Genomic DNA, 26,583 nt, shown 5'->3' with positions numbered 1-26,583 from the left:
GCACGGCATGTGCGTGAAGTTGAGAATGTCGCCGTATGCCTGGTGTGTCGGATCCTGCGTGACCATATCGCGAGAATGGGCGGATCGGACAGTGTGCTGGGGCGGCCGTCGGCCCGGCTGAGGCGGTATTGTGGAGATCACAATCCTCTCTAAGGAGTTACCGTGACCGAAGACGCGAACACCCAGAACACGCCCGCCCCCGATGTCGCCGACCCGGAAGCGATTCTCGTCGGCATCGACGGCTCGAAGGCCAGCCGCAACGCGTTGCGCTGGGCGATCGGCGAAGCGAAGGCACTGGGCCGCTCGATCCGCCTCGTCGGCGCTTACACGATCCCAAGTGTCACCGCTGCCACGATCGACGTCTCCTATGTCCCGATCGACGACACCGCAATCCGTGCCTCAGTGACGGCGACTCTCAAGGAAGCCGCCGCCGAGGTCAAGGCCGCCGACATCCCCGTCGAGGCCGTCATCGAGATCGGGGATGCCGCCGGTGTCCTCGTTGAGGAGTCGAAGGCCGCCTCGCTGGCTGTCGTCGGCTCCCGCGGACGCGGCGGGTTCGCAGGCCGGCTGCTCGGCACCGTCTCCTCGGCGCTGCCAGCCCACTCCGCCTGCCCGACCGTCGTCATCCCCGTGGGCTGGACCCCGGACGGGGAACGCGTGCCCAAGCAGACCGCCTCACGGCCGATTCGCCACTACGAGCACGGCGTCATCGACACCGACTCGGAGATGGAAACGGTGCCCGGGATGGACTTCTCCAGCTCCGTCGTCGTCGGCGTCGACTCCCTCGGCAAGGACTCACCGGCCCTGTGGGAAGCCGCCTCCCTGGCAGCCCAACGCGGCACACCGCTGCACGTCGTCGGCGTGACGATCACGGCTGTCGTCGGCCCGGAATGGCTTCCGAGCACCGGCGACATGCGCCGCTTCATCGACGAGAGCTCCGGGGCCCTCATCGACGCCCGGGACGCGCTCAAGGAGAAGCACCCGGACCTCACAGTGCGCTGGACGCTGTTCGACGGGCAGCCGGCCGAGGTGCTTGTGCGCGCCTCCGACACCGCTGATGTCCTCGTCATCGGCTCCCGCGGCCGCGGCGGATTCGCCGGCTTGCTGTTGGGCTCGACCTCGCAATCGGTGCTGCCCTACGCCAAGTGCCCGACGATGGTCGTGCGGGTCTCCCGCTGATCACCGGCGGTGCCGGCCGGCACCGCCATCGCACCAGCTCCGCCGCTGGCCCCGCATCAGTGGGGCCAGCGGCACCGGAACTCCAGCCGAATACCAGCTGCCGAACAGAAAGTGGACCAGTGGATCTGTCACAGCGCGAGAATCTGCGAGAATACATCGATCGACTCAACACCGAAGGCTACACCGTCGCTGATGGCCACAACCCCGACCCCGACCTCATCGACCCGATGGGCAAAGCGGTCGAAACCTGGCGCGAAGGCTACCCGTATGACGAACGGATGAGCCGCGAGGAGTACGAACTGGAGAAGTACCGCCTCCAGGTCGAGCTGCTGAAGTTCCAGTACTGGAGCCAGGACCACGACCTGCGCCACGTCATCGTCTTCGAAGGCCGCGATGCCGCCGGCAAGGGCGGGACCATCAAGCGCTTCACCGAGCACCTGAATCCCCGCGCCGCCCGCGTCGTCGCACTGAACAAGCCCTCCGACCGCGAGCAGGGCCAGTGGTACTTCCAGCGCTACGTTCAGCACCTGCCCACCCACGGCGAGATCGTGATGTTCGACCGCTCCTGGTACAACCGCGGCAACGTCGAGCGCGTTATGGGCTTCTGCACCGATGAGCAGTACGAGGAGTTCATGGTGCAGGCGCCGATGTTCGAGAAGATGCTCATCGACTCCGGCATCCACATCACGAAGTTCTGGTTCTCCGTCACCCAGTCCGAGCAGCGCACCCGCTTCGCCATCCGCCAGATCGACCCGGTCCGGCAGTGGAAGCTCTCACCGATGGATCTGGAGTCCCTCGACCGCTGGGAGGACTACACGAAGGCGAAGGAGGAGACCTTCCGGCGCACCGACACCGACCACGCGCCGTGGATCACCATCAAATCCAACGACAAGAAGCGCGCCCGCCTCAACGCCATGCGCTTCTATCTCAACCAGTTCGACTACGCCGGCAAGGACTCCTCGGTCGTCTACGCCGCTGACCCGAAGATCGTCCGCCGCGGTCGCGACGCCGTCGACGACTGAACCCACACCTCGGGCCCGGCCCGAGCAGACGACAGCGGCCGCATCGATCGATGCGGCCGCTGCTGCTGTGTGCTCAAGCGTGGCTGAGCCGTGTCACACCGTGGTCTCGTAGCGGGTGTTCTGCACAGTCGGCAGGAACCCGAGGGCGATCGAGGCGATCCAGCCGAGGCCCGGGAGGAGGATGAGCAGACCGAACCAGCCGGAGTAGTTGGCGTCGTGCAAGCGGCGGAAGCTCAGCGCGAGCTGCGGGACCATGAGCGCGAGCGACAGCAGCGACAGCGGCATGGTCGCCAGGTTGCCGAAACCGGAGAAGACACCGGTGTTGAACGCCCCGGAGAGCAGTTCGGCCGGGCCGAGGATGATCGACTGGAGGATGCTGATGGCGATATTGGCGAGGACGAGGCCGAGGAGGCCCCACCAGTATTCGCTGCGGCTGGAGCGGCCGACGAAAACGAGGGCCTTGCGGACGAGGCGGACGATCGCGACGGAGAAGTCGGCGCCGTAGATCGGGGATTGCATGCCCGGAGGGGCCTGGAATGCTGACATCGGGGGTTCCTTCACGTGCAGGACGGAGAGCTGTCGCTCTCACTGTAGTCCAGCCGCCGGCCAAGAGCGGCTGGGCGATCCCCACTGTTCACCGGGTCGTTACCGAACGCCACGCGCCCGAGGCGGTGGCCGGTTGCGCCTGTCGTCACCGGCCGGTGCTCGATAGGGTGCGCAGTGAACCTGGTCACACGATGTGAGGAGACGGTCATGACGACAGCGGCAGTGGTGCAGAGCGGCGCGGTGCTCTTCGACGCGCAGGCCTCGACGGACAAGGCGTGTGCGGCGATCAGCGAGGCGGCCGGCAGGGGCGCTGAGCTCATCGTGTTCCCTGAGGCGTTCATCGGCGGCTACCCCAAGGGCACTGCATTCGGTGCAGCGCTGGGATTTCGCACCGAGCGCGGCCGCGATGAGTTCGCCCGCTACCGGGCCGGGGCGATCACGCTCGACGGGCCGGAGGTCGACCAGCTCGTCCAGGCCGCGGCTGAGCACCGCACAGCCCTCGTCATCGGCGTCATCGAACGGCTGGGCAATACTCTGTACTGCACGGCCCTGCTCATCTCACCCGACGATGGGCTCACCGGTGCGCACCGCAAGCTCATGCCCACCGGCATCGAACGGCTCGTGTGGGGATTCGGCGACGGATCGACCCTCGACACGATGGACACCGCGGCCGGCAGGGTCGGCTCGGTCATCTGCTGGGAGAACTACATGCCGCTCATGCGGCAGGCGATGTACGCCCAGGGCGTCGAGGTGTACTGCGCCCCCACCGTCGACGACCGCGATGTGTGGCAGTCGTCGATGACGCATATCGCCATCGAGGGCCGGGTATTCGTGCTCTCGGCCTGCCAATACCTGCCGGCCTCCGCGCTGCCCGACGATCACCCGTTCGACTTCGACCCGCCGAACCCCGAGTCGATCATTCGCGGCGGCAGCGTCATCATCGACCCGACCGGGGCCGTGCTCGCCGGCCCGGTGTTCGATGAGGAGACGATCCTGTACGCCGATGTCGATCTTGCAGCCAAGCACCGCTCGCACCTCGACTTCGATCCCGTCGGCCACTACTCCCGGCCCGATGTCTTCAGCCTCCGCGTCGATACACGGGCGAAGAGCTCCGTCGCCTTCAACCGCACGGCTGCTGAGGGGCCGGGCACTGTCAGTCAGTGAGGCCCTGCGTCCTGGTGGTGCGGAGGCCGCGGCTGCGCACGTGCAGGAACACGAAGTAGGCGATCACTAAGACCACCGCGGTGATCGACAGCTGCTCACCGGCGCCTTCCGCCCAGGTGGCCAGGTAACGGGCACGCGTCGACCAGCCCCACTGGCGAGAAGCCGGGCCGATGCCGTCGAAGATCGCGGCGCAGAAGGCGAGAGAGGCCAGGGGCGGGACGAGGAACCAGACGATGCGCCGCGGCTGCGGGGCAGACCGGCGGAAGGCGATCATGAACCAGGCGAGCAGTCCCGAGCCGGTGATCGCCCAGAACAGCAGCTCGCCGAAGTCCTGTCCGCCCAGGTTCCACATCGCCGAAAAGCCCAGGTTCCAGGCGATCGCCCTGCCGATCTGCTCATGAAGGCGCAGGGAATCGTCGGCAGCGATGAAGAAGAGGATGCAGCCGGCGACCAACAGCACTGGTGCTGCGAGCAGCCGACGCCAGAGCCAGACGAGTGCGATGCCACCGGCGACGGCTTTCACGTAACCCCAGATCTCCAGCAGGCTGCCGTCGGGATCGCCCTCCCACAGACGGTGGGCGAAGGCCGGGAACATTCCCCGCGTGATGTGGAGACGGTGGAGCATGTCGGCCAGCAGGAAGAGAGCATCGACTGTCAGCAGGGCCAGGCCGAGCCACACTAGTCGCCTCGTGATGCGGGGCTGCGTCGTGTCTATGCCTCTGGGCACGGGCTGAGCTCCTTCATGCTGATCGGCACGCGAACGCGGGGTCACGCGCGGCGCCATGGATGGGCCGGCCAGGGCAGCTGGCGGCGGATCGCATACGTTATGCACCACATGTGCATATCTAGAGCATGAGGGGCAGTGGCATCTCCGGCGCTTCCAGGGCCTCGGCGTCACCCTTACCCGTTCGGGGCACGGAGAAGCGTGCCGGTCGGCTCATCCGAAACAGGAGGGAGCAGCCCGGTCGGGCCATCTGGAACGAGCCAGGTCGCACGCGCGACGGTTCGGGCTGCTGCACGCGTGAGTGGCGCCCCCGGCAGGATTCGAACCTGCGACACCCGCTTTAGGAGAGCGGTGCTCTATCCCCTGAGCTACGGGGGCATAGCGCCCGGTCGCCGACCTGCATGCAGGCAACTGCTGAGCAACCAGCCCAGTGTACCAGCGGCGTGGAAAATTCCTGCTCCCCGGTGCGCCAGCGCGCGAATCCGCTGGCTAATGGTTAGGCTCGAAGTGTGTCATCAACCGAACATGCAACGAAGTCCACAGTCGGCGAGGCCTTTGCCGCGTGGAAGGCTCGCGCTGCCAAGATCGGCGGACGCGACACCATGCTGCAGTATCGGGACTCCCGCGACGGCTCCATCGAACTGACCGGCGCCCACCCCTCTGGCCTGGCACAGCTGCTGGCCGGCAGACCGACCCGGCTCTCGAGCCTCATCCGGGATCATGACCAGCTCTCCGATGCCCGCCGCCGGGCCCGTTCGATCCGCCAGAAGGCCGACCAGCTCGCCAGCGAACGCGGCATCAACACCGCCCATCTGGCCATTGGCTTCGCCACCTGGAGTGAGGACAGCGACTCCGGCGCCCGTCTCGACTACGCCGCACCGGTGATGCTGCGTCACGTGCGCCTCGTTCCGCGCGGCTCCCGGGTCGAGGACTACGAGATCGTCCTCGACGAGAGCATCACCATCAACCCCGCACTCATCGACTTCCTGCACCGCGAACACGACATCGCCATCGACGTCGATGAATGGGTCGCCTCTACCGGCTACAGCCACGGATTCGACCCCAACCCGGTCTTCGAGCGGCTGCGCGAGGTCGCCCGCAGTGTGCCCGGCCTTCTCGTCAACCAGCGGCTCATCGTCTCCACATTCGCCAACATCGTCTCCCCCTACACTGGCGAGGAGCTGCCCGAGGCGCACCCGATCCTCAGGGCGCTCGCCGGCCAGACCGATGCGCTGCCCGAACCCACCGCTCAGGCGGCAGCCGGCGCCGAGGCGGGAACCGCCTCTGGCCCGGTGCCGCTGCCGGACCGCAGACCGCAGGAGGAGTTCCTCGCCATCGACGTCGACGGTGACCAGCAGGCCGTCGTCGATGCCGCTGTGGCCGGCCAGTCACTCGTCGTCGACACCCCGCCGGGGACTGGGGCCACCCAGCTGGCGACCGCGATCGCCACGACCCTGGCCCACACCGGGCGCAGCGTGCTCTACGTCGCGCAGAACTCCGATGCGCTCGATGACTTCGCCACCCGGATGGGGGCCGCTGGCCTGCCGGATCTGGCAATCGACGGCCGCGACTCCGCCCGCGACATCCACCGTCAGCTCATCCGCCTCATCGCCCAGGCCGAGAAGGCCGAGCGCCCCGATCTGGGCACCCTGCTGCAGCGGCTGAACGAACAGCGCGACACCCTGTCCCAGCACGCCGAGTCCCTCCACCGGATCCGCCAGCCGTGGGGAGTCTCGGTCTACCAGACGATGCAGCACCTCGCCAGACTGACCGCCCAGCAGCCCGGCCCGACGACCGGGGTGCGCTTCGGCGACGACATCATGACCGCAGAACCCGGTCACCGCTCCCGGCTGCGCGAGAAGCTGCTGAAGCTCTCAGCACTCGGTGCCTTCACCCTTGAAGTCGAGGACACCGTGTGGTTCGGCGCCCGCTTCAACTCCGATGCCGACGCCGAGGCCGCCCGCACCGTGGCCGAACGGGTCGCTGCGAAGATCCCGCAGCTGACTCAGCTGTGCGAACCGGTGCTGCGCGACGCCAGCCTCAACCCCGAACGCACCGTCGCCGGCTGGGGGCAGGCGCTCAAGGTGCTGCTGGGCGTGCGCCGCACCCTCGACAGGTTCTCGCCCGATGTTTACGAGCACAACCTCAGCGAGCTCATCGCCGCGACCGGCTCCAACGAGTACCGCGCCGAGCACGACAACCCGATGGGCATGATGGAGCGCCGCCGCCTGAAGAAGGCCGCCCGCGAATTCCTGCGGCCCGGGGCGCATGTCGATGACCTGCACTCAGCCCTCATCGCCGCCCGCGACGAGCGTGCCGCCCTCAAGGATCTCGCCGGCGGAGGCACCCGGCTCAAGGTGCCCCGCGGGCTGCTCGACGCCGAGGAGAAGTACCAGGAGGTCCAAGCCGACCTCGACAAGCTCTCACCGGTCATGGCCGACACCCCGGACGGCGGCGACCTTGACGAGATGCTCGTCGAGGAGCTCCACGCCCGCCTGCAGGCGATGGGGGAGGACAAGGAGGCCCTGTCTGATCTGCCGGCGCGCACCCACCTCGATGCCGAGCTGCGCCGAGCCGGGCTCGGCGAGCTCATCGACGACCTGCGCTCGCGCCGCGCCGCCCACGAACTCGTCGGCGAGGAGTTCGACCTCGCCTACTGGGCGACCGTGCTGCAGCGCCTGGCCGCCGAGGACCCGCAGATCGGCCAGCACGACTCCGAGGCGATGCACCGCACCGCCGCCGACTTCCGCATCTGCGACCGCCAGTACGTCGCTGCCGGCGCTCAGCGCCTGCAGTGGTCGCACGCCCAGGGGTGGAAGCACGCGATCGGCGAACACGGCCAGCAGGCCCAGGCGCTGCGTGCAGCCCTGCGGTCGCGCCAGTTCCGCGTCGAACCGCTGAGCCTCACCGCTCCCGATGTGCTCGGCGCGCTCGCCCCGGTCTGGCTCATGAGCCCGTTCGACGTGCCGCAGCACTTCGCCGACCTGCCGATGTTCGACACCGTCATCCTCGCCGACGCCGGCCGGATGTCCGTACCCGAGGTGCTGCCGGCGATCGCCCGCGGCAAGCAGATCATCGCAATGGGCGACGACCGGCTGCTCGGGCCGCGCGACTTCAGTGTCGCCGTCGACCGGCGCACCGTGCCCAACGGCTTCGGCACCCCGAGCGTGCTCGCTGAGCTGCGCGAGTTCCTGCCCGTGCGCAGCCTGCACACCAGCTACAGGCTCTCCCCAGCAGGCCTGCTCGGGCTCGTGAACGAGCAGTTCTACGACGGCACCATCACCGGCCTGCCGAGCGCCCACACGAACGAGGGCACCGGCCTGGAGTTCGCGTATGTGCCCGACGCCTTCGGCTCCCCGGACACCGCCACCGGCCAGGTCGAGAGCCTTGATGCCGAAGTGCAGCGGGTCGTGGACCTCGTGCTCAAACACGCCCGCACCAACGCCCGCCAGTCGCTGGCCGTCATCACCCTCACCCCGTGGCACGCCAAGCGCGTGGCCGCCGGCATTCAGCAGGCAATCCGCCAATACCCGTATGTCGCCTCCTTCTTCTCGGACGGGTCGAAGGAGCCCTTCGTCGTCACCGACTGCAAGCAGATCCAGGGCATGGCCCGCGACGCCGTCATCTTCTCCCTCGGCTACGGCCGCACCCGCCAGGGCCGGGTCATCTACAACTTCGGCGCCTTGTCCGAACCTGACGGTGAGAAGCTGCTGGCCGCTGCCGTCACCCGCGCCCGCCGCAAGCTCACGCTCGTCTCCTGCTTCGAGGCCGACGACTTCGATCCCGCTCGGCTGCGCCACGGTGCCGCCGTGCTGCCGGACCTGCTGGCAGCCGTGGCCGCCGGCGGGCTGAGCCCGCAGGCAGACACCGCACCCGAGGCGGAGGGCACCTCCTCTGCCGCCGGTGAGGCTGCCGAGACGGCCGGTGACGACGAGACCGACGGTGCAGCCCACACGCCGGCGCAGCGAATCGACAACGGCTCGACGGCTGCAAGCCGTATCGTCGAGTCGGACGACGATACCTCGGAGGCGGAGTCCGGAACCACCGACGCCGGGGCTGGCGGTGCCGAGGCGGCACCCGTTGAGGATGCCGGTGTCGAGCTGGCGATCTACAACGACGTCGCCCCTGTCATCGATGACCTGGCCGAGCGCCTTATCCGCATGGGTGTCGAACCCCACGCCGGATACGCCGGCATCGACCTGGCTGTGGCCGTCTCCGCTGCAGGGGATGAGGGCATGGCTGTCGCCGTCGAATCCGACGGGGCCTCCTATGTCAGCCGGAAGAGCATCCGCGAACGCGAACGTCTGCGGCCTGAGAACTTGGCCCGCCACGGCTGGCGGAGCCTGCGGGTGTGGACGACCGATGCGTTCGTCGATCCGCAGCGCGAGGCCGAGCGGATCTTCGACGTCTGGAAGGACACCGTCGAGGAGCTCTCCCCGCAGGCAGTGCTCAACGCCGCCCGCGCGGCAGCCGTCGTCGTTGGCCGGCAGGGCAACCGCCCGCGCGTGACCCCGGGCCTGCCGGTCTACACCTACTCGGCTGAGGACTTCGATGCGATGCTCAACTGGATCCAATCTGATGGTGTTTCGCGCACCGACGCCGGGCTGAAGGACCAGCTGCGCTCCGCGCTGGCTGTCAAGAGCCGCGCCCACCGCGTCGACAGTGTGCTCACTGAAGCCGTGCAGCGATTCCGCCGCCGCGCCAACGAACGCAAGTCCACCCATGCGGGCACGAGTCAGCGAGAAGAAGACGTCTTCGTCCCGGCCGCTGATGCCAGACCGGACCAGACCGCTGTCATGCCGCAGTACGACACCGGCAAGCTGCGCGAACAGGAGCTGCTTGACGCCGGGCTGGTCGACAGTGACGAAGCGGACAGCTCCGCGGCGCCGGATGACAGCAAGGACAACAGCACTGCTGCAGGCGAGAGCACTGCTGCAGGCGAGAGCTTTGTACGAGCGACTACCACGGCAGGTAAGAACCCCACACCGACTGCGAGCACCACGGCAGATGAGGACGAGGCTGAGGCAGCCGACTCATCCAGCGGCAGCACGGGAGCCGAACGGAAGTCCGCCGATGCCTCCACTGTGGAGGACGCCGCATCCCCAGCAGCAGCGGATGCCGACGAGCCCGCCGGAAATGCTGCCGGGGCTGACAACCGGAAGTGCTGAGACCGTGACGAAGGATCCGCGGGTGCAGGCTGCGATCGAGGCCTATCGGCGCACTCTGCGCAACGAATCCGGGGGGTCCACTCCGGCTTCGGAGGCCAACGGCGACGAGCGGCTGCTGGCAGACCGGCCACCGCATTGGGCGACGAGATCCCACCCGGTCCCGGCATGGGCATCACGGCCGAATCCACGCCGAGTCGACTCCGCCACACGCCCAGCCGAAGATGTGCCTGAGACCGGCAGTGAAGCAACTGCCGGTGACGTAGGCGAGGCGTCCGCTGATACCGGCTCAGGAGAGCACGAGACGGACCGCTAAAACGACGATGACAACGGCGATCGCGACGTCGATTGCCTGCCAGAGGCGCGGTTTGGCCAGGACGGGCGCCAGCGCTCGGGAACCGAAGCCGATGACAAGGAACCAGCTGACCGAGGCGGCCATCGCCCCGAGCATGAACCACCACCGCCCGTCTGCACCCTGCTGATTGGCCAGATTGCCGACCATGACGACGGTGTCGAGGTAGACGCCGGGGTTGAGGAAGGTCAGCGCCAGAGTCGTGCGCACGATCTGCCTGCGGGTGCGCGGCTGTGCATCGGCGCTCAGACCGGTGGTGTGCCAGGCGGAGCGCAGCGTGATGAGAGCGAACCACACAAGATAGGCAGCACCCAGCCACTTGAGGGCTGTCAGCAACCAGGGCACCAGCAGAATGAGACCGCCGATGCCGATGGTGCCCAGGCCGATGAGCGCAACATCGGCGATGATGCAGATGGCCAGCACGACGCCGAGGTGTTCGCGGCGGATGCCCTGCCGGAGCACCAGAGCGTTCTGTGGGCCGACGGCGATGATGAGCGACCAGCCCGTCAGCGCGCCGGTGAGCAGGTGGAGAATCACTCAGGCATCGTAGGCCATGCGCGCCTCAAGCCGCTGGAACGGGCCGTTGCGTGAACGCAGCTGGCCAGCGGTGCCCCATTCGACGACCGTGCCGAGGTCGAGCACCCACACAGCAGCCGTATCGTCGATGAGGTCGGCCCGGTGGGTGATCTCGATGATCGTGAGGTTCTCGATCGACTGCAGACGCTGCCGGACCTCGGCTGCGGTGTCGGCATCGAGTTGGCTGAGGCCCTCATCGATGATGAGCACCTGCGGGTTCGGCAGCAGTGCGCGGGCCAGGGACAGCCGCTGCAGCTGCCCACCGGAGAGGCTCTGACCGCGCGCGCCGACCGGCTCTGCCAGCCGCTCAGTCCAGTCGGGCAGGCCGGCGAGCGTCAGTGCCTCAGCGATCTGCTCATCGGTGGCATCAGGGGCGGCCAGCGTGACGTTCTCCCGCAGGGTTCCGCGCAGTGTTGTCGGTCGCTGCGGGGCCAGTGAGATGCGTGAACGCAGCTCGGCAAGCGGCAGCTCGCGCACATCGGTGCCGGCCAGGCGCACTACACCGGATTCGGGGTCCCAGCCGCGCAGCAGCAGCCCAGCCAGCGTGGATTTGCCGCTGCCGGAGACCCCGACGATATGCGTCCACGTCCCCGCCTCAGCGTGCAGTGTCACGCACTCAAGTGCTTGCGGCCCGGCGTTCGGGTCATAGCTGAAGGTGACGTCGTCGAATTCGACACTCGCAGCCGCACCACTGCGTGAGGCGGTCGCTGCCGGACCGGAGCCAGCCTCAGATTCGCGTGCGTCACCGGTGGCAGCGAAAGCTGCGGGGGCTGTGCGGCTGGCGGAGTCGCTGACGGCAGGAACAGCGTCCATGATCTCGCGGATGCGGGAGGTGGCGGCGAAGGCGTTGTCGAGACCGGTGATGTAGTCCTCGAACCCGCGGGCAGGGCCGATGAGCCCGATGCCGACGGCCAGCGCTGTCATGATCGCAGCCGGTGAGGCTCCGGTGCCGGCACCGACGAGGAGGACGGCGATGAGACCCCCGCCCTGCAGCAGCACCGACAGGCCCGCCCGGATCGCCTGACTCGTCCCGACCTGCGCGGCAGCTGTCGTGCGTTCGTCGTCAACGCGTTCGAGGCCGTCGAGTCGCTGGTCGGTGATACCGAATCCGAGGATCTCGCGCATGCCCTGCACATCGTCGCCGAGGCGCTCGGCGATCTGGCCGCGCACGCGTGCCACCGCGTTGGCGGAGTCGACGGCCCCGCGCCGGGTCAGCAGTGGCAGGGCCAGCAGCGCCAGGACGGCAATCGCCAGTATCAGCGCCAGCCACGGATCCACAGCGATGCCGAGCCAGAGGAGTGCGATCACCGGGACGGCGACTGCGGAGACAGCCGGCGGCAGGGTGTGGGCGAAGAACACCTCGATCCGGTCGATGTCCGAGGTGGCCCGGCTCGCCAGCTCGGCTCCCGCACGGCCCTGCGTCGCAGCAGGCGCCTGGGGGATCAGCCGGGCGAAGAAGGCATCGCGCAGCCGCTGCAGCGAGGTGAAGGCGACATAGTGACCGGCATAGTGTTCGGCGTAGCGCAGCAGCGCCTTGACGATCGCCAGGCCGGCCAGCACGGCGACAGCAACCCCGGTGCCGACGGACTGGCCTGACAGCTGCGGGCCCGCAGCACGGATGAGCAGCGACGCGGCGACGACGAAGAGTGCGACCCCGAGCAGCTGGCCGAGCACCCGGGCGATGACCGCCAGGCCGAGCGGGGCGAGAAGCCCGCGGGTCTGACTGATGAGCCAGCCGGTGAGCTCCCGGCGGCGGGCAGTCGCATGCGTCATGACGGCGCCTCCGCCATCAGCTGACGCAGGTCGATGACCCGGTCAGCCGAGAGCACCGCCAACGGACGGTGGGCGATCGTGAGCACCGTGCGGCCGGCAGCCAGCCGGCGCAGGGCCTCAAGGATCGCCGCCTCACCGGCCAGATCGACCTGGCTGGTCGGCTCGTCGAGGATGAGGATCGGGGCATCACGCAGCGCAGCCCGGGCGATCGCCAGCCGCTGCGCCTGCCCGCCGGAGAGCAGCCGACCGTGCTCACCGACCGGTGTCGCCAGACCTGCCGGCATATTCCGCACATCGGCAGCCAGCCCGGCAGTCTCCAGTGCCTCCCACAGCTGGTCGTCATCGGCCTCGGGAGCGGCGATGCGCAGGTTGTCCTCGATCGTGCCGAGGAACAGGAACGTCTGCTGCTCAACGACGGCCAGCTGCTCGCGCACCGCTGCACGATCCGCTTCCCCGGTGTCGAGCCCGGCGACGCTCACCTCGCCGGAACGCGGCAGCAGGTGGGCCTGCAGGAGGGCGGCGATCGTCGACTTCCCGGCACCCGAAGGACCGATGAGCGCGACATGCTCACCGGGTGCGATGTCGAGGCTGAGCCTGGTGAACACCGGTGGCCCACCCGGCCAGCCCGCGGTGACCTCGCTGAGGCTGAGCGCAGCCCCGGCGGTCTCGACGTCCCCGCGGGGACGTACAGCACCCGCGCCGGCTGCCACCTCGGGCGCGGTGCCGGAATGCAGGTGCTCACTGAGACTGCGCTGGGCTGCCCGGCCGCTGATGCCGATGTAGAAGAACCGGCCGATGATGTCGACCGGACCGATGACAAGCGTGGTCATGAGCAGGACCGCCAGCGCCCCGCCGAGGCTCAGCGTGCCGGCGGCCAGGCCCTGCAGCGCCAGGGCGGTGGCGGCGACGACGACGGTGAGGGAGAAGGCGGCGTCGACGACGAAGATGAGCAGCTGGTTGCCGGCCAGCATCCGCATGATGCTCGACCGGTGCTCCTCCCCGCGTCGGGCCAGCTCAGCAGCGGTGCGCCCGGCAGCGCGCGCGTAGACGAGGGTGTCAAGCGCCTGGATCGCCTCGAGGAAGGCAGCGGTCAGACGGCCCTGTGTCATCCGGTACGACCGGCCGATCGGGCGCACCGCCCGCCGGAACCCGGCGATGACGACCGGGACGATGAGCAGCAGCAGGGCGAGGAACCCGGCGATCCGCCCGCTCACGGTCAGCGCCATGATCGCCAGCACGAGCAGCGGGGTGGTCAGCGCACCGATCATCGGGCCGATGAACGCCGCCCGGTAGTTCGCGGTCCGCTGCACCCCATCGGTGAGCAGCGACAGCAGGGAACCGGCCCGCGACTGCACATCGACAGCACCGAGGCGGTAGAGGCTGCCAAGCGCGGCCGCGCGCAGCTGCTTCTCGGCATCCGAGGCAGCCCAGGCGGAGAACCCGGCACCGGCAGCGGCCCAGATCGCAGCTGCGGCGGCGATGAGGATGAGCGTGAGGATCTCCGTTGGCAGCAGGCGCTTACCGAAGCTGAGCACATCGAGAGCCGATCCGAGGCTGAAGAACAGGAACGCCGTCGCCGCAGCCTGCGCCCACGCAGCAGCGGTCGAGACGGCCAGCACCCAGCCGGGCACAGCCTGGCGCAGCCGCTCATGCAGCGGAGCCTCCGGTGCGCTTGAGGCACCGGGATGACCATGCGGATGCGCAGCCACGACAGCCTCCTGGCAGGGGACGGGATCGGTATCGCAGACCATCATACGGAGTGGTACGGACACCGCCCCTCCCGGCCGAGAGGCGGGACATCGTTCCTGGTCACACGGTGAGGTAATGGCGACGTCCGTGGGTGTGCCTAGACTCGGCCACATGAGCACCGACGCATCTGCACCCCAGCCAGCCACCGCCTCGGCGGCGGCCTCCGACCCGCAGCTGCACGCGGCCGCCCTGGAGGTGCTGCGCGAGCTCACCGGCCGAGCTGACGCGCAGTTCCATCCCGGCCAGTTCGAGGCGATCGCAGCGCTGGTCGCCCAGCACCGGCGTGCACTCGTCGTCCAGCGCACCGGCTGGGGCAAATCAGCTGTCTACTTCGTCGCAGCGACCCTGCTGCGCCGGGCCGGCTGCGGGCCCTCACTCATCATCTCCCCGCTGCTGGCGCTCATGCGCGACCAGGTCGCAGCCGCCGAACGCGCCGGCGTGCGCGCGGTGACGATGAATTCGTCCAACGCCGAGGCATGGGACCAGGTGCGTGCCGACCTGGCCGCCGGTGCCGTCGACGTGCTGCTCATCTCGCCCGAACGGCTGGCCAACCCGTCCTTCCGCTCCGAGGTGCTGCCTGGGCTCATGGCCGATCTCGGGATGATCGTCATCGACGAGGCCCACTGCATCTCCGACTGGGGCCACGACTTCCGGCCCGACTACAGGCGCATCGGCTCGATCCTGGCAGAGCTGCCCGGATCGATCCCGGTGCTGGCGACGACCGCGACGGCCAACTCCCGGGTCGTCGACGATGTCGCCGAGCAGCTCGGCCACGATGCGCTCGTCATCCGCGGGCAGCTCGCCCGCGACTCCCTGCGCCTAGGTGTGATGGCCAAGTCCGAACCGGCCCGCCGGCTCGCCTGGCTGTGCGAGCACCTCGGCGACTTCACTGGCTCGGGCATCATCTACACCCTCACCGTCGCCGCCGCCCAGGATGCTGCGCGGGCGCTCACGCAGGCTGGGTGGAATGTCGCCGCCTACACCGGTGCTTCGGATGCTGATGAGCGGGCGGCGATGGAGGCTGCGCTCAAGGCCAATGAGGTCAAGGCGCTCGTGGCGACCTCGGCACTCGGGATGGGCTTCGACAAACCGGATCTGGGATTCGTCATCCACTTCGGCGCCCCGTCCTCACCAGTGGCGTACTACCAGCAGGTCGGCCGTGCCGGGCGCGCAACCGAGTCAGCTGATGTGCTGCTCATGCCCGGGCCGGAGGACGAGCGGATCTGGGAGTACTTCGCCACCGCATCGATGCCCGATGAGGAGACCGCCGCCGCGGTGCTGGCCAGCCTCAGCGCCGAGGAGCCGATGTCGATTCCGGCGCTCGAGACCGTCGTGGGGGAGAAGCGGGCGAGGCTCGAGCTGCTGCTCAAGATCCTGCAGGTCGATGGGGCCGTCGATCGGGTGCGCGGCGGATTCGTCACCACCGGGGCCGGCTGGACCTACGACGCCCAGCGCTACGCCGCGGTCGCGGCCACACGAGCCCGTGAGGCCGATGCGATGCGGGAGTACGAGCGCACGCAGATGTGCCGGATGCGCTATCTCACCGGCCAGCTCGATGACGACACGACCGGTGACTGCGGCCGGTGCGACAACTGCGTCGGCCCGTGGTTCTCCACCGAGGTCAGCGACTCCGGTCTGCAGACTGCCGGTAGCCAGCTGGCAGGCGTCGGACTGCCGGTCGCCCCGCGCGCCCAATGGCCGACCGGTCTCGACCGCCTCGGTATCGAGTTGCGCGGCAAGATCGCCTCGGCTGAGAGGTGCGCCGAGGGCCGGGTCATCGCCCGGCTCACCGATTTGGGAATCGGCCAGCGCCTGGCCGAGACCTTCAGCACCGGGCAGACAGACGCTCCGGTGCCCGAGGCGATCGGTCAGGCTGCCGTGAAGGTGCTCGCCGACTGGGACTGGCAGTCCCGGCCCGAGGTGGTGATCTCGGTGCCGAACACGCTGCGGCCGGTCTTCACCCGGTCACTGGCAGCCGGCCTCGCTTCGGTCGGGCAGATGCAGGACATCGGTGAGTTCGAGCTGCTGCGCGATCCCGGCTCCCCTGACGTCAACTCTGCGTTCCGGGTCAGGAACCTCGCCGGTGCGTTCCGGCTGACAGACGAGCAGGCCGCTGCCGTGAACGGGAAGACGGTGCTGCTCGTCGATGCGCTCATCGTCTCCCGCTGGACGATGACGGTCCTCGCCCGCCAACTGCTGCAGGCAGGCGCAGCTGCCGTGCTGCCCTTCGCCGCCGCCCAGCAGGCCTAGCGGACGCGGTAGCGCATGAAGCTCGGGGCGGCTGCCGCAGCGATGAGCACACCAATGATGACGAGCACACCACCACCAGCAGTCGCCCAGGTGGTGCCGATACCGGTGGCGACATAGCCGTGCAGCACATCAGCGATGCGCGGGCCACCGGCGACCACGACGATGAAGACGCCTTGCAGTCGTCCGCGGACCGCATCGTCGGCGGCCTGCTGGAGGATCGTCATGCGGAAGGCGGCTGAGACGACATCGGCGACGCCGCCGATGGCCAGGAATAAGACGGCGCCGATGAGGGCGAACATCCACCAGTTTCCGGCCGCTGGCAGGACCAATCCGAGCCCGGTCATCGCCGCACCCCATACGAGGATGCAGATGACGACCGCCCGGCCCTGCCGGTTGACCCGTGAGACCCAACCGGAGAAGATCCCGCCGAGCAGCGCACCGAAGGGGATCGCGGCGGAGAGCAGAGCGAAGACGAACCCGCCGGAGCCGGGGCCGCCGAACGTCTCGTGAGCGATCTGCGGGAACAGCGCCCGGGGCATGCCGAAGACCATCGCGATGATGTCGACGACAAAGCTCATGAGCAGCACCGGGGCGGTGATGAGATAGGCGAAGCCGTCGACGACGCTGCGCACGCCCGCACGGCGCCTGCCCGGGCCTGCCGCCTCGCCTGCGCGCTGCGGCGGCAGGGACGGCAGCCGCCAGATCGCCCACACGGACACGAGCAGCGCCAGTGCGTCGAAGAGGTAGAGGAAGGAGAAGCCGATGACCGGGATGAGCATCCCGCCGACCAGCGGGCCGACGACTGCGCCGAAGGTCATGAGCGTCATATTCAGCGCATTGGCTGCCGGCAGCTGGCCACCGGGCAGGATCGCCGGCAGGATCGCGCTGCGGGCCGGCTGGTTGAGTGCGAAGAACATCTGCTGGATCGCATAGACGCTCAGCAGCAGCCACACATTCGTCGACCCGAGAGCCGAGAGCAGGAAGAGCCCGAAGCTGGCTGCGACGAGGCCGCAGCCGGAGCCGAGCATGAGGATGCGCCGGTCCATGACATCAGCCAGCGCACCGCCGTAGAGACCGAAGATCACCAGCGGGACGAGCCCGAACAGTCCAGCCAAGCCGACATAGCTCGACTGCCCGGTCAGGGCATACAGCTGGGCGGGGATGGCGACGATCGTGACCTGTGCACCGATGACGGTGACGATGTTCGCCGACCACAGCCGCCGGAACGTCGGCGTGCGCAGCGGCCGGGTATCGGCCAGTAGATCCTTGAGAGCCACTGCCTCAGTCTAGGGGCAGATCAGACGGGTCAGCGTTCGCGCCGCAGACGACCACGGTGACCTGCTCGCCGGGGGTCGGCCGGTAGGCACCCGAGAGCAGCGCAGCCAGAGCTGTCGCCCCGCCGGGTTCGGCGGCGATGCGGGTCTGGCGCCACAGCCACGTGCGCGCCTCCCCGATCGCTGCGTCGGTGACGAGCACCGGTGCCAATGCGTTCTGGCAGGCGACAGCGAAGCAGATCTCGCCGATCGTGCTGGCCCCAAGCGAATCGGCTGCCACGCCGCTGGGGCTGATCGGTGTGCGCTCGCCGTTCTCCAGCGCGGTGTGCAGGGCCGCACACGTCTCCGGTTCGACCGGCACGACGTTGGCATCGGATCCGAACCAGGCGGCGATCCCGCCGACGAGGCCACCACCGCCGGTGGCCACAAGGACCGTCGGGACCTCCGCCTCGGCGCCGGGGCCGGTCCGTTCTGCGGTGCCTGTCTGGTCCTTGGTGCGGCTGCGCAGCTGTGCGTCGAGTTCCAGCCCGAGGGTGCCCTGGCCGGTGACGGTGGCAGGGGAGTCGTAGGCGTGCAGGGCCCGCGCGCCGGGCTGGGCGGCGGCCTCCTGGCTGGCGGCGAACGCATCGGCATAGACCTCACCGGTGACGGTGACCTCAGCACCCATTGCTCGAAGTCGGGAGACCTTCGCCTCTGGGGCGGTTGAGGGGACGAAGATGCGGGCCGGGATGCCGAGTACGGAGGCGACATGTGCGACGGCCAGGCCGTGATTGCCACCGGAGGCGGCTACGAGGCTCTTCGGCGCCTCGGCGGCGGTGAGCGCACCGGTGAAGGCGCCGCGGGGTTTGAAGCTGCCGGTGTGCTGGAAGAGCTCGAGCTTGAGCGTCACCGGCGTGCCGTCGGGCAGGGTGATGTCGAGCAGCGGGGTGCGGCGGATATGGCTGCTGATGAGCGAATGCGCGGCGGTGATCTCGTCACGCGTGGGAACGATCGACATGCCGGCCAGTCTAGTGGCGGCCGGCCGACGGGGGCGTCCATCCGGCCGGCGAGCACCTGGCCGAACCGGGCGTGGCCCGCCACGCCCGTTCAGGTTACTGCCGGGGGCTCACCGGCGAAAGGAGATCGGCCGGACTCAGCGCTGATTCTCAGCTGTGGAGTCCTCCGTGTCACCGGCTGCTTTGGCGCGCTTGGATTCGGTGTGCACGCTCTTGGCTGTCGACCACACGACGATGCCGACGATGATCGCCAGCGAGATCCACATCGCGTAGCGGTCGATGACCTGGATGATGTCGACGGCGGCCTGCCCGAGGTTGTAGCCCAGGGCAGTCCAGACCGCGGTCATGGCTGCTGCGCCGGAGATCTGGGCGGTGAGGAACAGCGGCAGCGACATCCGGGAGTACCCAGCGACCAGCCACACGATGGTGCCGGGGATGCCGGGCACCCGGGAGATGAAGACGAAGATGAACAGCAGCCAGGCCGGCAGGTTCTTCAGCTTGCTGAACCGCTTGCGCTGGCGTTCGGACTGGGCGAAGAGGTTAACCGCGCCGTCACCCCAGCGGCGGCCGGCCAGCCAGAACATCCAGTCGAACTTGGCCATGCCGATCAGGCCGGCAATGAACACGAGGGTCAGGGACAACTCGCCGATCCCGGCGTAGGCGCCGGCGCCGACGATCGCGGATTTCGCGCCGGTGAGGAATTCCAGCAGCACCGGGTGGTTGGCGATGAGCTGCGGGCGGAAGGGCAGCAGTGCGAGGTAGAACAGCGGCACACCGAACACGGCAACGAGCAGGAGCTTGTCGACGATCGTGGCCTCGCCTTCCCACGGGGCGAGGTCCTTGAATGACTGCGGCTGGGCTGGGGGTGCCTCAGCGCGGTTCTGCGGGTCCGCAGCCGGTGCCTCGGTCTCGGGTGCACGGCGGTGGTGGGGGAGCCGGTGCTGCTCGTCGGTCATGGCGTCAAGAGTAGTCGGGCGCACCCGACGATGACAGCCGAGCATGGCAGCGGCTGGTGGCGACATGCGAAAGGGCCGGGAGGATTGCGGTGATCCTCCCGGCCCTTCGGTCGGTCACACGCCGAGGCGTGTGCTCAGTGGCATGTCAGTGGCGCGGGTTTCCGTCGCCTGCGGAGTTCGGCATGTCCTGGGCTCCGCCGGGCACGCCGGGGGTGCCGGAGGCGCCTTCGGCGAAGCGCTGGTCCGGCACGGCGTTCTGCCGTCCCTGGGCGATGAGGTCGCGGATCTCGGCGAGCAGCTCCTCGCTCGACGGCGGAACTTCGTCTTCCGGGGCGCCGCGCTTGCGCAGCTCGTTGATCTTGTTCATCGGCATGATGATGACGAAGTACACCACAGCAGCGACGATGAGGAAGTTGATGCAGGCGGTGATGACCGCTCCGATGTCGACCTTCGTCGCCTCCACGCCGTCACGCAGGTAGAACGACAGGGCCGGGGACTCCGGCGAACCGATGGCGGCGATGAGCGGGTTGATGATCTTGTCGGAGATCGCGGTGACGATGGCAGTGAAGGCACCGCCGATGATGACTGCGGTCGCCAGTTCGATGACGTTTCCGCGCAGAATGAAGTCTCTGAAGCCTTTGAGCATAGTCATGTCCTTTCCAGACCTGGCAGCCTGCGCGCACGCACGCGATCACCGGCTGCCCTGTGTACGTTCCGATCATAGCCGGTGAGCTCATATGAGCTGCGGGTTGCAGGCCCGTCATCAGAGCAGAGTCGTGACCAGCGGGTCGGGTGAGCACGGCCGGGCCAAGTGAGCACGGTCGGGTCAGTTGAGCACAGCGAAGCTCAGTGAGCTGCCGGCGATATCGGCCAGCGCGGCCGCCTCATCAGAGTGCACCCGCAGCACCACGACGGTTGAACGGTCAAGCGGGGAGCTGCCGGCGTCTGCCTGCTGGATCGACTCGACGACCGCGTCCTCGACGACCGCTGGGCCGCGCTGCAGCCCGGTCAGCGGGTCCTCGTCGTCCCCGGCTGGGTCGCTGCCGATGCCGGCAGCGAAGACGCGCACATGGTGCCCGGGGCGCAGCACCTGCGCCGCTGCGCCGTCGCCGACCTCCACCGGCAGGGCGACCATGCCCTCGGGCAGTGGTTCAGCGCGCGGAGTCAGGAGTGCGTGCTCGGTCAGCACAGCTCCGGCCGCCACCTCAGATGTCGCCGTCGCCCCGACGACGGCGGCGGTCTCGGTCAGCGCACCGGCGGGCACGAGGTTCGGTGGGAAGCGCACGAGGGACACATCGGCTGCCGAGAGTTCGCTGCCGGCGCTGATCTGGCTGCTGGCCACGAGCACGTGCGTCCCGCCGGTGCGCGGGATGAGCAGCCACACCGCCAGCATCGTCGCCACCGCGAGTGCGGCCGCCCCGAGGATCCGGCGGCGCCTCAGAGCCGTGCGGGTGTGCACCGCTGCCGAGGCGGTGCTCGCCTGCGGTTCGCGGGTGCCGGCTGGCTGTCGGGTGGGACGTGTGAGAAGCGAGAGGACCATGGGCTGAGTCTGACGGGCAGGCACATTCAGACGGGTAGCTCAGCGGAAGCTGTGGACAGCGTTGTGCCTGTCATCCACAACCGCAGCAGGGGGTGTCAGCGGGGCTGACCAGTCCAGATGCCAGCGGGACCGGTGCGCCGGCCTTCTGTCATGACGCGGAGGTCGCTGCCGTCTTCGACGAGGTAGTGCTGCTCGACGAGCTGGCAGAGGAGGCACTGTCCGAGTTGCTCGACGAGGAGGCTGAGGCGTCAGAAGACGAGGCCGATGAAGATCCGGAATCGCCACCCGACGCGCTCGCAGATCCGTTGGCGGAGCCGTTGCTGGCCGACCCGCTGCCGGCAGTCGCGCCGTGGTCGTTGCGGTAGAAGCCCGAGCCCTTGAAGCTCACCCCGATCGAGCCGAAGACCTTCCGCAGCCGTCCGTGGCACTGCGGGCATTCGGTGAGCGCATCATCGGTGAACGCCTGATGGATGTCGAAGGCGTTGGAGCACTCGGTGCAGCGGTAGGCGTAGGTGGGCACAGCAGACCTCTCTTGCGGGCGGAAATCCGTCAAGAAGTATAGCCCTACTCGCATGCGCCCGCGCCGGCGCCTCCGGACACCGCCTGCAGACCGGTCTCGGTCGCCATTGCCGTGACCGCAAGATCCCACTCCTCGCGGCCGATTTCACCCAGCACTTCGTCGGAGTAGCAGACGCCGATGAAGTCGACCGTCGCCGAGGTAGTGGGCGCCTGTCCCTGCGGGCCGAAGGTCCGATCGTAGAACCCGGCCCCGTTGCCCAGCCGGGCACCAGCGGGGCCGTAGGCCAAACCCGGCACGAACACCACACCCACCGGCGGGTGATCAGCGGTGCCGGCCACCGCCTCGGGCGCGGTGAGCACCGGTTGGGGTTCGCGGATCTGCCACGTGCCGACCCGGGGCAGGCTTTCCATCGCGGTCTCCAGCCGGCCGAAGCGCAGCGGCTCACCCGGGGTGGTGACCGGCAGATAGACCGTCCGGCCACGGGCATGCAGGTCGTCGAGGAGCAGATCGAGGTTCGGCTCCCCCGGCAGGGCCGCATAGGCAAGGACTGCACCCTCATCCGGCACGCAGCCGGCGAGCACCTCGGCGAAGGCAGCAGCGGCCCCGTCACGGGTGCGGCGACCAGCGCGGATGCGGCTGCGCAGCTCGGCTTTGGCGGCCGCGTTCGAGGTCTCGGTCACTGCCCTCACTCCTATGCGTACACTGAGGATATGACTGAGAATAGCAACGCCGCTGTGACCAAGGCCGTCATCCCCGTGGCCGGGCTGGGCACCCGCTTCCTGCCGGCGACGAAGGCCACCCCGAAGGAGATGCTGCCGGTTGTCGACAAGCCGGCCATCCAGTACGTCGTCGAGGAGGCCGTGCATGCCGGCCTCAACGACATTCTCATGATCACCGGGCGCAACAAGCGCCCGCTGGAGGATCACTTCGACCGCGTCGACGGACTCGAGCGCGCCCTGGAGAAGAAGGGCGATACAAAGAAGCTCGCCGCCGTCCAGCACTCCTCGGAACTGGCCGACATCCACTACGTCCGCCAGGGCGATCCGCTCGGCCTCGGCCACGCGGTGCTCAAGAGCGAACTGCACGTCGGCAACGAGCCCTTCGCCGTGCTCCTCGGCGATGACCTCATCGACGAATCGAACCCGATCCTCGAATCGATGATCGCGGTCCAGCAGGCCACCGGCGGCAGCGTCGTCGCTCTCATGGAGGTCCCGCACGAAGACGTCGGCCTCTACGGCTGCGCGGCCGTCGAGGAGGTCGACATCGACGGCGCGGTGCGCATCACCGGCCTGGTCGAGAAGCCCGACCCGTCCGAGGCGCCGAGCAACCTGGCGATCATCGGCCGCTACGTGCTGGCCCCGGAGATCTTCCCCGTCCTGCGCAACACCCCGCCGGGACGCGGCAACGAGATCCAGCTGACCGACGCGCTGCAGACCCTGGCCGCCGACCCGGACTCCAACGGCGTCTACGGCGTCGTGTTCTCCGGCGACCGCTACGACACCGGCGACAAGATCAGCTACCTCAAGGCCGTCATCACGCTCGCCGGGCGCCGCGACGACCTCGGAGACGAACTCAACGGCTGGCTGCGCGAATACGTCGCCGGCCTCGACAGCTGAGCGATCTGATGACCGGACTGTTCGGCAGCGCTGCCGGCGGGTCCCAGGCCGCCGAGACCTACGGCGCGCTCGTCATCGCTGCCGGCCGGTCCCGCCCCTTGGCGGGCCGGAAGGTGACAGCCGCTGCCGAGGCGGCGGAGACGATGCTCGATGAGTACGGTTTCGACGTCAAGACCAGCGCCGCCGAGGTGGGCGAGGCGCTGCACGAGCGGCTCGCCGGCCTCGGCGGTCCTGATGCCCGGGCCCGGCTCGTCGTCATCGTCGGCCGGCTCGGTGTCGGCCTCGGTGAGGACCTCGCCACCGATGTCGGTGAGGCGCTCGACCACTCGGTGCCGGGACTGGCCCAGTCGATCCGCCGCGCCCAGCTCGATGCCGGGTACTCCCGGTCGGTTTTCGAGTCCCCGGCCTGCGGCTGGATCGGCGACACCCTCGTGCTCACCCTGCCCGATGACGTCACCGGCGTGCAGGCGGCCATCCAGGAGGTCGGGGCGATCATCCTCGATGTGCTCGACGAACTGAGCGACGACGACGAGGAAGCAGGCGGCGATGACACCGGCACCGGAGCCGTCGTCCATGACCTGCGCCCGAAGGTCGTCCCGCTCAACCGCACCCCTGACAGCGATCCGCAGCGTCCGTGAGCTCCTACTGGCCGGTTGAACTGCGCGAGGGCGAGGTGCTGCTGCGCCCCCTCACTCGCCGCGATGCCAAGGACTACGCCGAGGTGCGCGCCCGCAACCGCGCCTGGCTGACCCCATGGGAGGCCACCGACCCGCGCGGCGGCGAACCTGCCGACTTCCACCACCTGCGCCGGCTGCTGAATCGGCAGGCGAAGACCGGCCGGTTGCTGCCCTTCGTCATCGACATCGGCGGCCGGCTGCACGGCCAGCTCACCGTCTCCGGGTTCCAGTGGAGCTCGCTCATGACCGCCCAGCTCGGCTACTGGATCGACGAGCAGCTCGCAGGCCGCGGCCACACCCCGACCGCCGTGGCGCTGGCCACCGATTACTGCTTCACCGCGCTTGGGCTGCACCGGATGGAGATCAACATCCGCCCGGAGAACACCGCCAGCCTGCGCGTGGTCGAAAAGCTCGGCTTCCGCTATGAAGGACGCCGCGAACGCTATATGCACATCGACGGCGCCTGGGCTGACCATCTGAGCTTCGCGCTGCTGCGCGAGGACGTCCCCTTCGGCCTGCTCGACTACTGGCAGCGCAACCGCTCCGACCACCAGCCGGGCACCTGAAGAGCAGTTTCTCGACACACCCTCCGTGATCCGATCGTGACAGTCGCTGCGGCCATACAGTTGTGGTGTGGAGGCAAGCATCACGGTTCTCATCGCACTCGTCGTGCTCTTCGCGTTCACGTTGCCGGCAATCCTGCGGCGAACGGACCGCGCAGTGGCACAGCGCGAGCTCAGCGAGGTGCCCGAAACCGCGGAGATCTGCCAGCGCCCGGCGGCTGCCGAGCCGTGTGCTGAGGAGCCTGCCCGCCCGGAGCTCTTCGCCGCCTCCACCCCCGCCTCCCGCTACGCCCCGCCACCCGGTGTCGAGGTCGTGACCGAACCTGCGCAGCTGAGCCTGCGCCGCCCCGCCCCGGCCCTGTCCGTCATCGACGGCGGAGCCGAGGACACCGCCGCAGAAGCCGAAGCCGACACTGCGGAGGCCGAGTACATCGAGCTGCCGCTGGCCGCCGGTGAGACCCACACTCTGACCCAGCTGCACACCGCCGCGCAGACGGCGACGCTGCGCGACCGCCGCCCCGACAACCACCTGGATGCGATGATGACGAACACACCCGATGCCGGACCTTCCCCGACGCACCGCAGCCGCCCGGCTGCCATGCCGGCTCACCTGCGTCGTCACCTCGACACTGCCCGCACGCAGGCAGCGACCGGCCCCCGCCGTCCCGCTGCCCCCGGCGCGGGAACCGGCAGCCACCGCGCCCGAGGCGGTGCACCGCAAGCAGGCAGCGCCCACTCGGCCCGCCGGCCGGCTCCGGAGATCGACGGGCAGACCGCAGAGAAGATCGCTGGCATCCGCTCGATCATCCCGATGGTCTCCGTCGTGTTCCTCGGCATGCTCGCGGCCACCCTCGTCACCGCCGTGCTCGCCGCCTTCAGCGTCGTGCCCTGGGCGGTGCCCCTGCTGACGGCAGTCATCGCCGCCGGCTCCGTCGTCCTCGTCGGCTCACTCAACAAGCGCGTGCGCACCCTGCGCCGCGAGGCGACCGCACCGGCCGCACGCACGGCACGCAGCTACGAACCTGCACGCGGTCAGCAGCGCCCGGCTGAGCATCCTGCCCAGCAGCGCCGCACCGCTGAGGTCGTCTCCGCCCGCCGCGCCCATGCCGCCGAGGTGCTCGACAGCTCTGAACCCCGCCAGCCGGCTGAGGTGCCGGCCAGCTCGCAGGCCCGCCGCTTCCCGCGCCACATCCTCGACATCGACGAGACCCCGGCTGCCGAGAAGACGACCGCAGACGACACCGCCGCCGAGGCGCCCGCAGAGCCGGCTCCAACACCGGCACAGGTCGAGGCCGCCGACGCCGAGTCCCCGGCTGACGAGTCGGTCGAGGACCAGGTCACTGACGCTGCTGAGGACGATGCGGACTCGAACGCGGAGAACGACACGACCGTCATCGTCTCCCGCACCACTGAGGCCGCCCTGTCGCTGAGCTTCGGCCCGAAGCCAGCGAAGGACACTGCAGAGACCGCCGAGGCTGATGCGGAGACCGAGGCTGATGCTGAGGACAAGGACGAGCGGGCAGAGACCGTGGGCACGGATCCCTTCGCTCAGCGTCTGCAGGCCACCGGCTGGAAGCCCAGCCCGCTGCCGAAGCCGACCTACGTCGACGCCCCAGTCGTCGAACGCGATCAGCCTGAGCCGGTCGTCGCCGATGCCACCTCGTTCACCCTCGAACCGCAGTCGAAGGAATCGCTGGCCGAGATGTTCGCCGCCGAGCTCGGCTACCGCCCCGAGCTTCAGGACGCAGCACGTGACGAGGACGCCGAGTCCGGCCCACTGTCCCACGGCCGCACCGCGATCCGCTTCAAGGCCACCGGCACAGATTCCGGCGCCGGGGTCGCGAGCATCGACGACGTGCTCGCCCGCCGCCGCGCCTGAACCACCCGCCAACGCTGAAGGCCCCGAACCGATCGGTTCGGGGCCTTCGCGGCGATGTGCCGG

At 69.0% G+C, this 26,583-nt stretch carries 21 protein-coding genes and 1 tRNA gene; 9 read left to right on the top strand and 13 right to left on the bottom strand.

The genetic code is table 11. From position 1 onward, the window contains the following. Positions 1-162 precede the first annotated feature (162 nt). Positions 163-1,179, top strand: a complete 1,017-nt coding sequence (locus HLA91_RS09100) for a universal stress protein (RefSeq protein WP_170274425.1) — start codon at positions 163-165, stop codon at positions 1,177-1,179. Positions 1,180-1,298: 119 nt separating this feature from the next. Continuing rightward, positions 1,299-2,201 carry a polyphosphate kinase 2 gene (gene ppk2, locus HLA91_RS09095; RefSeq protein ID WP_170274424.1) on the top strand — a complete coding sequence of 301 codons (903 nt, stop codon included), beginning with the start codon at positions 1,299-1,301 and terminating at the stop codon, positions 2,199-2,201. A 93-nt stretch (positions 2,202-2,294) separates the two neighbouring features. On the opposite strand, the gene HLA91_RS09090 is transcribed toward ppk2, so the two are convergent. Then, the gene (locus HLA91_RS09090; RefSeq protein WP_170274423.1) at positions 2,295-2,747 is read right to left on the bottom strand and encodes a DUF805 domain-containing protein; all 453 of its coding nucleotides are present in this window, start codon (positions 2,745-2,747) and stop codon (positions 2,295-2,297) included. A gap of 207 nt (positions 2,748-2,954) precedes the next feature. Here HLA91_RS09090 and HLA91_RS09085 point away from each other — a divergent pair, with 207 nt between their 5' ends. Further along, positions 2,955-3,911: a carbon-nitrogen hydrolase family protein gene (locus HLA91_RS09085; protein WP_170274422.1), complete on the top strand. Its 957-nt coding sequence runs from the start codon at positions 2,955-2,957 to the stop codon at positions 3,909-3,911. Here the strand turns inward: HLA91_RS09085 and HLA91_RS09080 are convergent. Together HLA91_RS09080 and HLA91_RS09075 are read right to left on the bottom strand one after the other, a co-directional pair. Beyond that, on the bottom strand, positions 3,901-4,638 hold the full coding sequence (locus tag HLA91_RS09080) for a hypothetical protein (RefSeq protein ID WP_170274421.1): 738 nt from the start codon (positions 4,636-4,638) through the stop codon (positions 3,901-3,903). The genes HLA91_RS09085 and HLA91_RS09080 overlap by 11 nt on opposite strands. Before the next feature lie 299 nt (positions 4,639-4,937). Then, a tRNA-Arg gene (locus HLA91_RS09075) sits at positions 4,938-5,013 on the bottom strand. Positions 5,014-5,144: 131 nt separating this feature from the next. On the opposite strand from HLA91_RS09075, the gene HLA91_RS09070 reads away from it, so the two are divergent. Further along, complete coding sequence (locus HLA91_RS09070) at positions 5,145-9,803, top strand: DUF4011 domain-containing protein (protein WP_170274420.1); 4,659 nt, start codon at positions 5,145-5,147, stop codon at positions 9,801-9,803. Between the two features lie 286 nt (positions 9,804-10,089). On the opposite strand, the gene HLA91_RS09065 is transcribed toward HLA91_RS09070, so the two are convergent. Genes HLA91_RS09065 through HLA91_RS09055 form a run of 3 tightly spaced genes read right to left on the bottom strand, consistent with a single transcriptional unit; the run spans position 10,090 to position 14,210 of the window. After that, on the bottom strand, positions 10,090-10,689 hold the full coding sequence (locus HLA91_RS09065; protein WP_170274419.1) for a LysE family transporter: 600 nt from the start codon (positions 10,687-10,689) through the stop codon (positions 10,090-10,092). Then, positions 10,690-12,501 (bottom strand): ABC transporter ATP-binding protein, encoded by a 1,812-nt coding sequence (locus HLA91_RS09060; protein ID WP_170274418.1) that lies wholly within the window; start codon positions 12,499-12,501, stop codon positions 10,690-10,692. Then, positions 12,498-14,210 (bottom strand): ATP-binding cassette domain-containing protein, encoded by a 1,713-nt coding sequence (locus HLA91_RS09055; RefSeq protein ID WP_170274417.1) that lies wholly within the window; start codon positions 14,208-14,210, stop codon positions 12,498-12,500. The genes HLA91_RS09060 and HLA91_RS09055 overlap by 4 nt, the downstream gene beginning before the upstream one ends. Before the next feature lie 151 nt (positions 14,211-14,361). Between HLA91_RS09055 and HLA91_RS09050 the strand changes: the two genes are divergently transcribed. Next, positions 14,362-16,500 (top strand): RecQ family ATP-dependent DNA helicase, encoded by a 2,139-nt coding sequence (locus HLA91_RS09050; protein ID WP_170274416.1) that lies wholly within the window; start codon positions 14,362-14,364, stop codon positions 16,498-16,500. On the opposite strand, the gene HLA91_RS09045 is transcribed toward HLA91_RS09050, so the two are convergent. From HLA91_RS09045 to HLA91_RS09015, 7 genes are all read right to left on the bottom strand, one after another. Beyond that, the gene (locus tag HLA91_RS09045; protein ID WP_170274415.1) at positions 16,497-17,777 is read right to left on the bottom strand and encodes an MFS transporter; all 1,281 of its coding nucleotides are present in this window, start codon (positions 17,775-17,777) and stop codon (positions 16,497-16,499) included. The genes HLA91_RS09050 and HLA91_RS09045 overlap by 4 nt on opposite strands. A gap of 4 nt (positions 17,778-17,781) precedes the next feature. Continuing rightward, entirely contained in the window at positions 17,782-18,771 is a 990-nt protein-coding gene (locus HLA91_RS09040) for a threonine/serine dehydratase (protein WP_170274414.1), read from the bottom strand. 135 nt (positions 18,772-18,906) lie between these two features. Beyond that, the gene (locus HLA91_RS09035) at positions 18,907-19,725 is read right to left on the bottom strand and encodes a DedA family protein (RefSeq protein ID WP_170274413.1); all 819 of its coding nucleotides are present in this window, start codon (positions 19,723-19,725) and stop codon (positions 18,907-18,909) included. A 145-nt stretch (positions 19,726-19,870) separates the two neighbouring features. After that, positions 19,871-20,371 carry a large conductance mechanosensitive channel protein MscL gene (gene mscL, locus HLA91_RS09030; protein ID WP_170274534.1) on the bottom strand — a complete coding sequence of 167 codons (501 nt, stop codon included), beginning with the start codon at positions 20,369-20,371 and terminating at the stop codon, positions 19,871-19,873. Between the two features lie 180 nt (positions 20,372-20,551). Next, positions 20,552-21,265 (bottom strand): SAF domain-containing protein, encoded by a 714-nt coding sequence (locus HLA91_RS09025; protein WP_102161918.1) that lies wholly within the window; start codon positions 21,263-21,265, stop codon positions 20,552-20,554. A 148-nt stretch (positions 21,266-21,413) separates the two neighbouring features. Further along, positions 21,414-21,785: an FmdB family zinc ribbon protein gene (locus HLA91_RS09020; RefSeq protein ID WP_102161917.1), complete on the bottom strand. Its 372-nt coding sequence runs from the start codon at positions 21,783-21,785 to the stop codon at positions 21,414-21,416. Between the two features lie 44 nt (positions 21,786-21,829). Continuing rightward, positions 21,830-22,465 (bottom strand): 5-formyltetrahydrofolate cyclo-ligase, encoded by a 636-nt coding sequence (locus HLA91_RS09015; protein ID WP_170274412.1) that lies wholly within the window; start codon positions 22,463-22,465, stop codon positions 21,830-21,832. Positions 22,466-22,495: 30 nt separating this feature from the next. Here HLA91_RS09015 and galU point away from each other — a divergent pair, with 30 nt between their 5' ends. From galU to HLA91_RS08995, 4 genes are all read left to right on the top strand, one after another. Continuing rightward, on the top strand, positions 22,496-23,401 hold the full coding sequence (gene galU / locus HLA91_RS09010) for a UTP--glucose-1-phosphate uridylyltransferase GalU (protein WP_102161915.1): 906 nt from the start codon (positions 22,496-22,498) through the stop codon (positions 23,399-23,401). Positions 23,402-23,409: 8 nt separating this feature from the next. Further along, the gene (locus HLA91_RS09005; RefSeq protein WP_170274411.1) at positions 23,410-24,039 is read left to right on the top strand and encodes a hypothetical protein; all 630 of its coding nucleotides are present in this window, start codon (positions 23,410-23,412) and stop codon (positions 24,037-24,039) included. Then, the gene (locus tag HLA91_RS09000; RefSeq protein ID WP_170274410.1) at positions 24,036-24,644 is read left to right on the top strand and encodes a GNAT family N-acetyltransferase; all 609 of its coding nucleotides are present in this window, start codon (positions 24,036-24,038) and stop codon (positions 24,642-24,644) included. The genes HLA91_RS09005 and HLA91_RS09000 overlap by 4 nt, the downstream gene beginning before the upstream one ends. A 67-nt stretch (positions 24,645-24,711) precedes the next feature. Continuing rightward, entirely contained in the window at positions 24,712-26,520 is a 1,809-nt protein-coding gene (locus tag HLA91_RS08995; protein ID WP_170274409.1) for a hypothetical protein, read from the top strand. The last annotated feature ends 63 nt before the right edge of the window (positions 26,521-26,583 follow it).

The sequence above is a fragment of the Brevibacterium luteolum genome, from assembly GCF_013004595.1.
GTDB lineage: Bacteria > Actinomycetota > Actinomycetes > Actinomycetales > Brevibacteriaceae > Brevibacterium > Brevibacterium luteolum.
The sequence above is the reverse complement of the archived record's forward strand: the minus strand, read 5'-3'. Positions and strand labels throughout refer to the sequence as shown.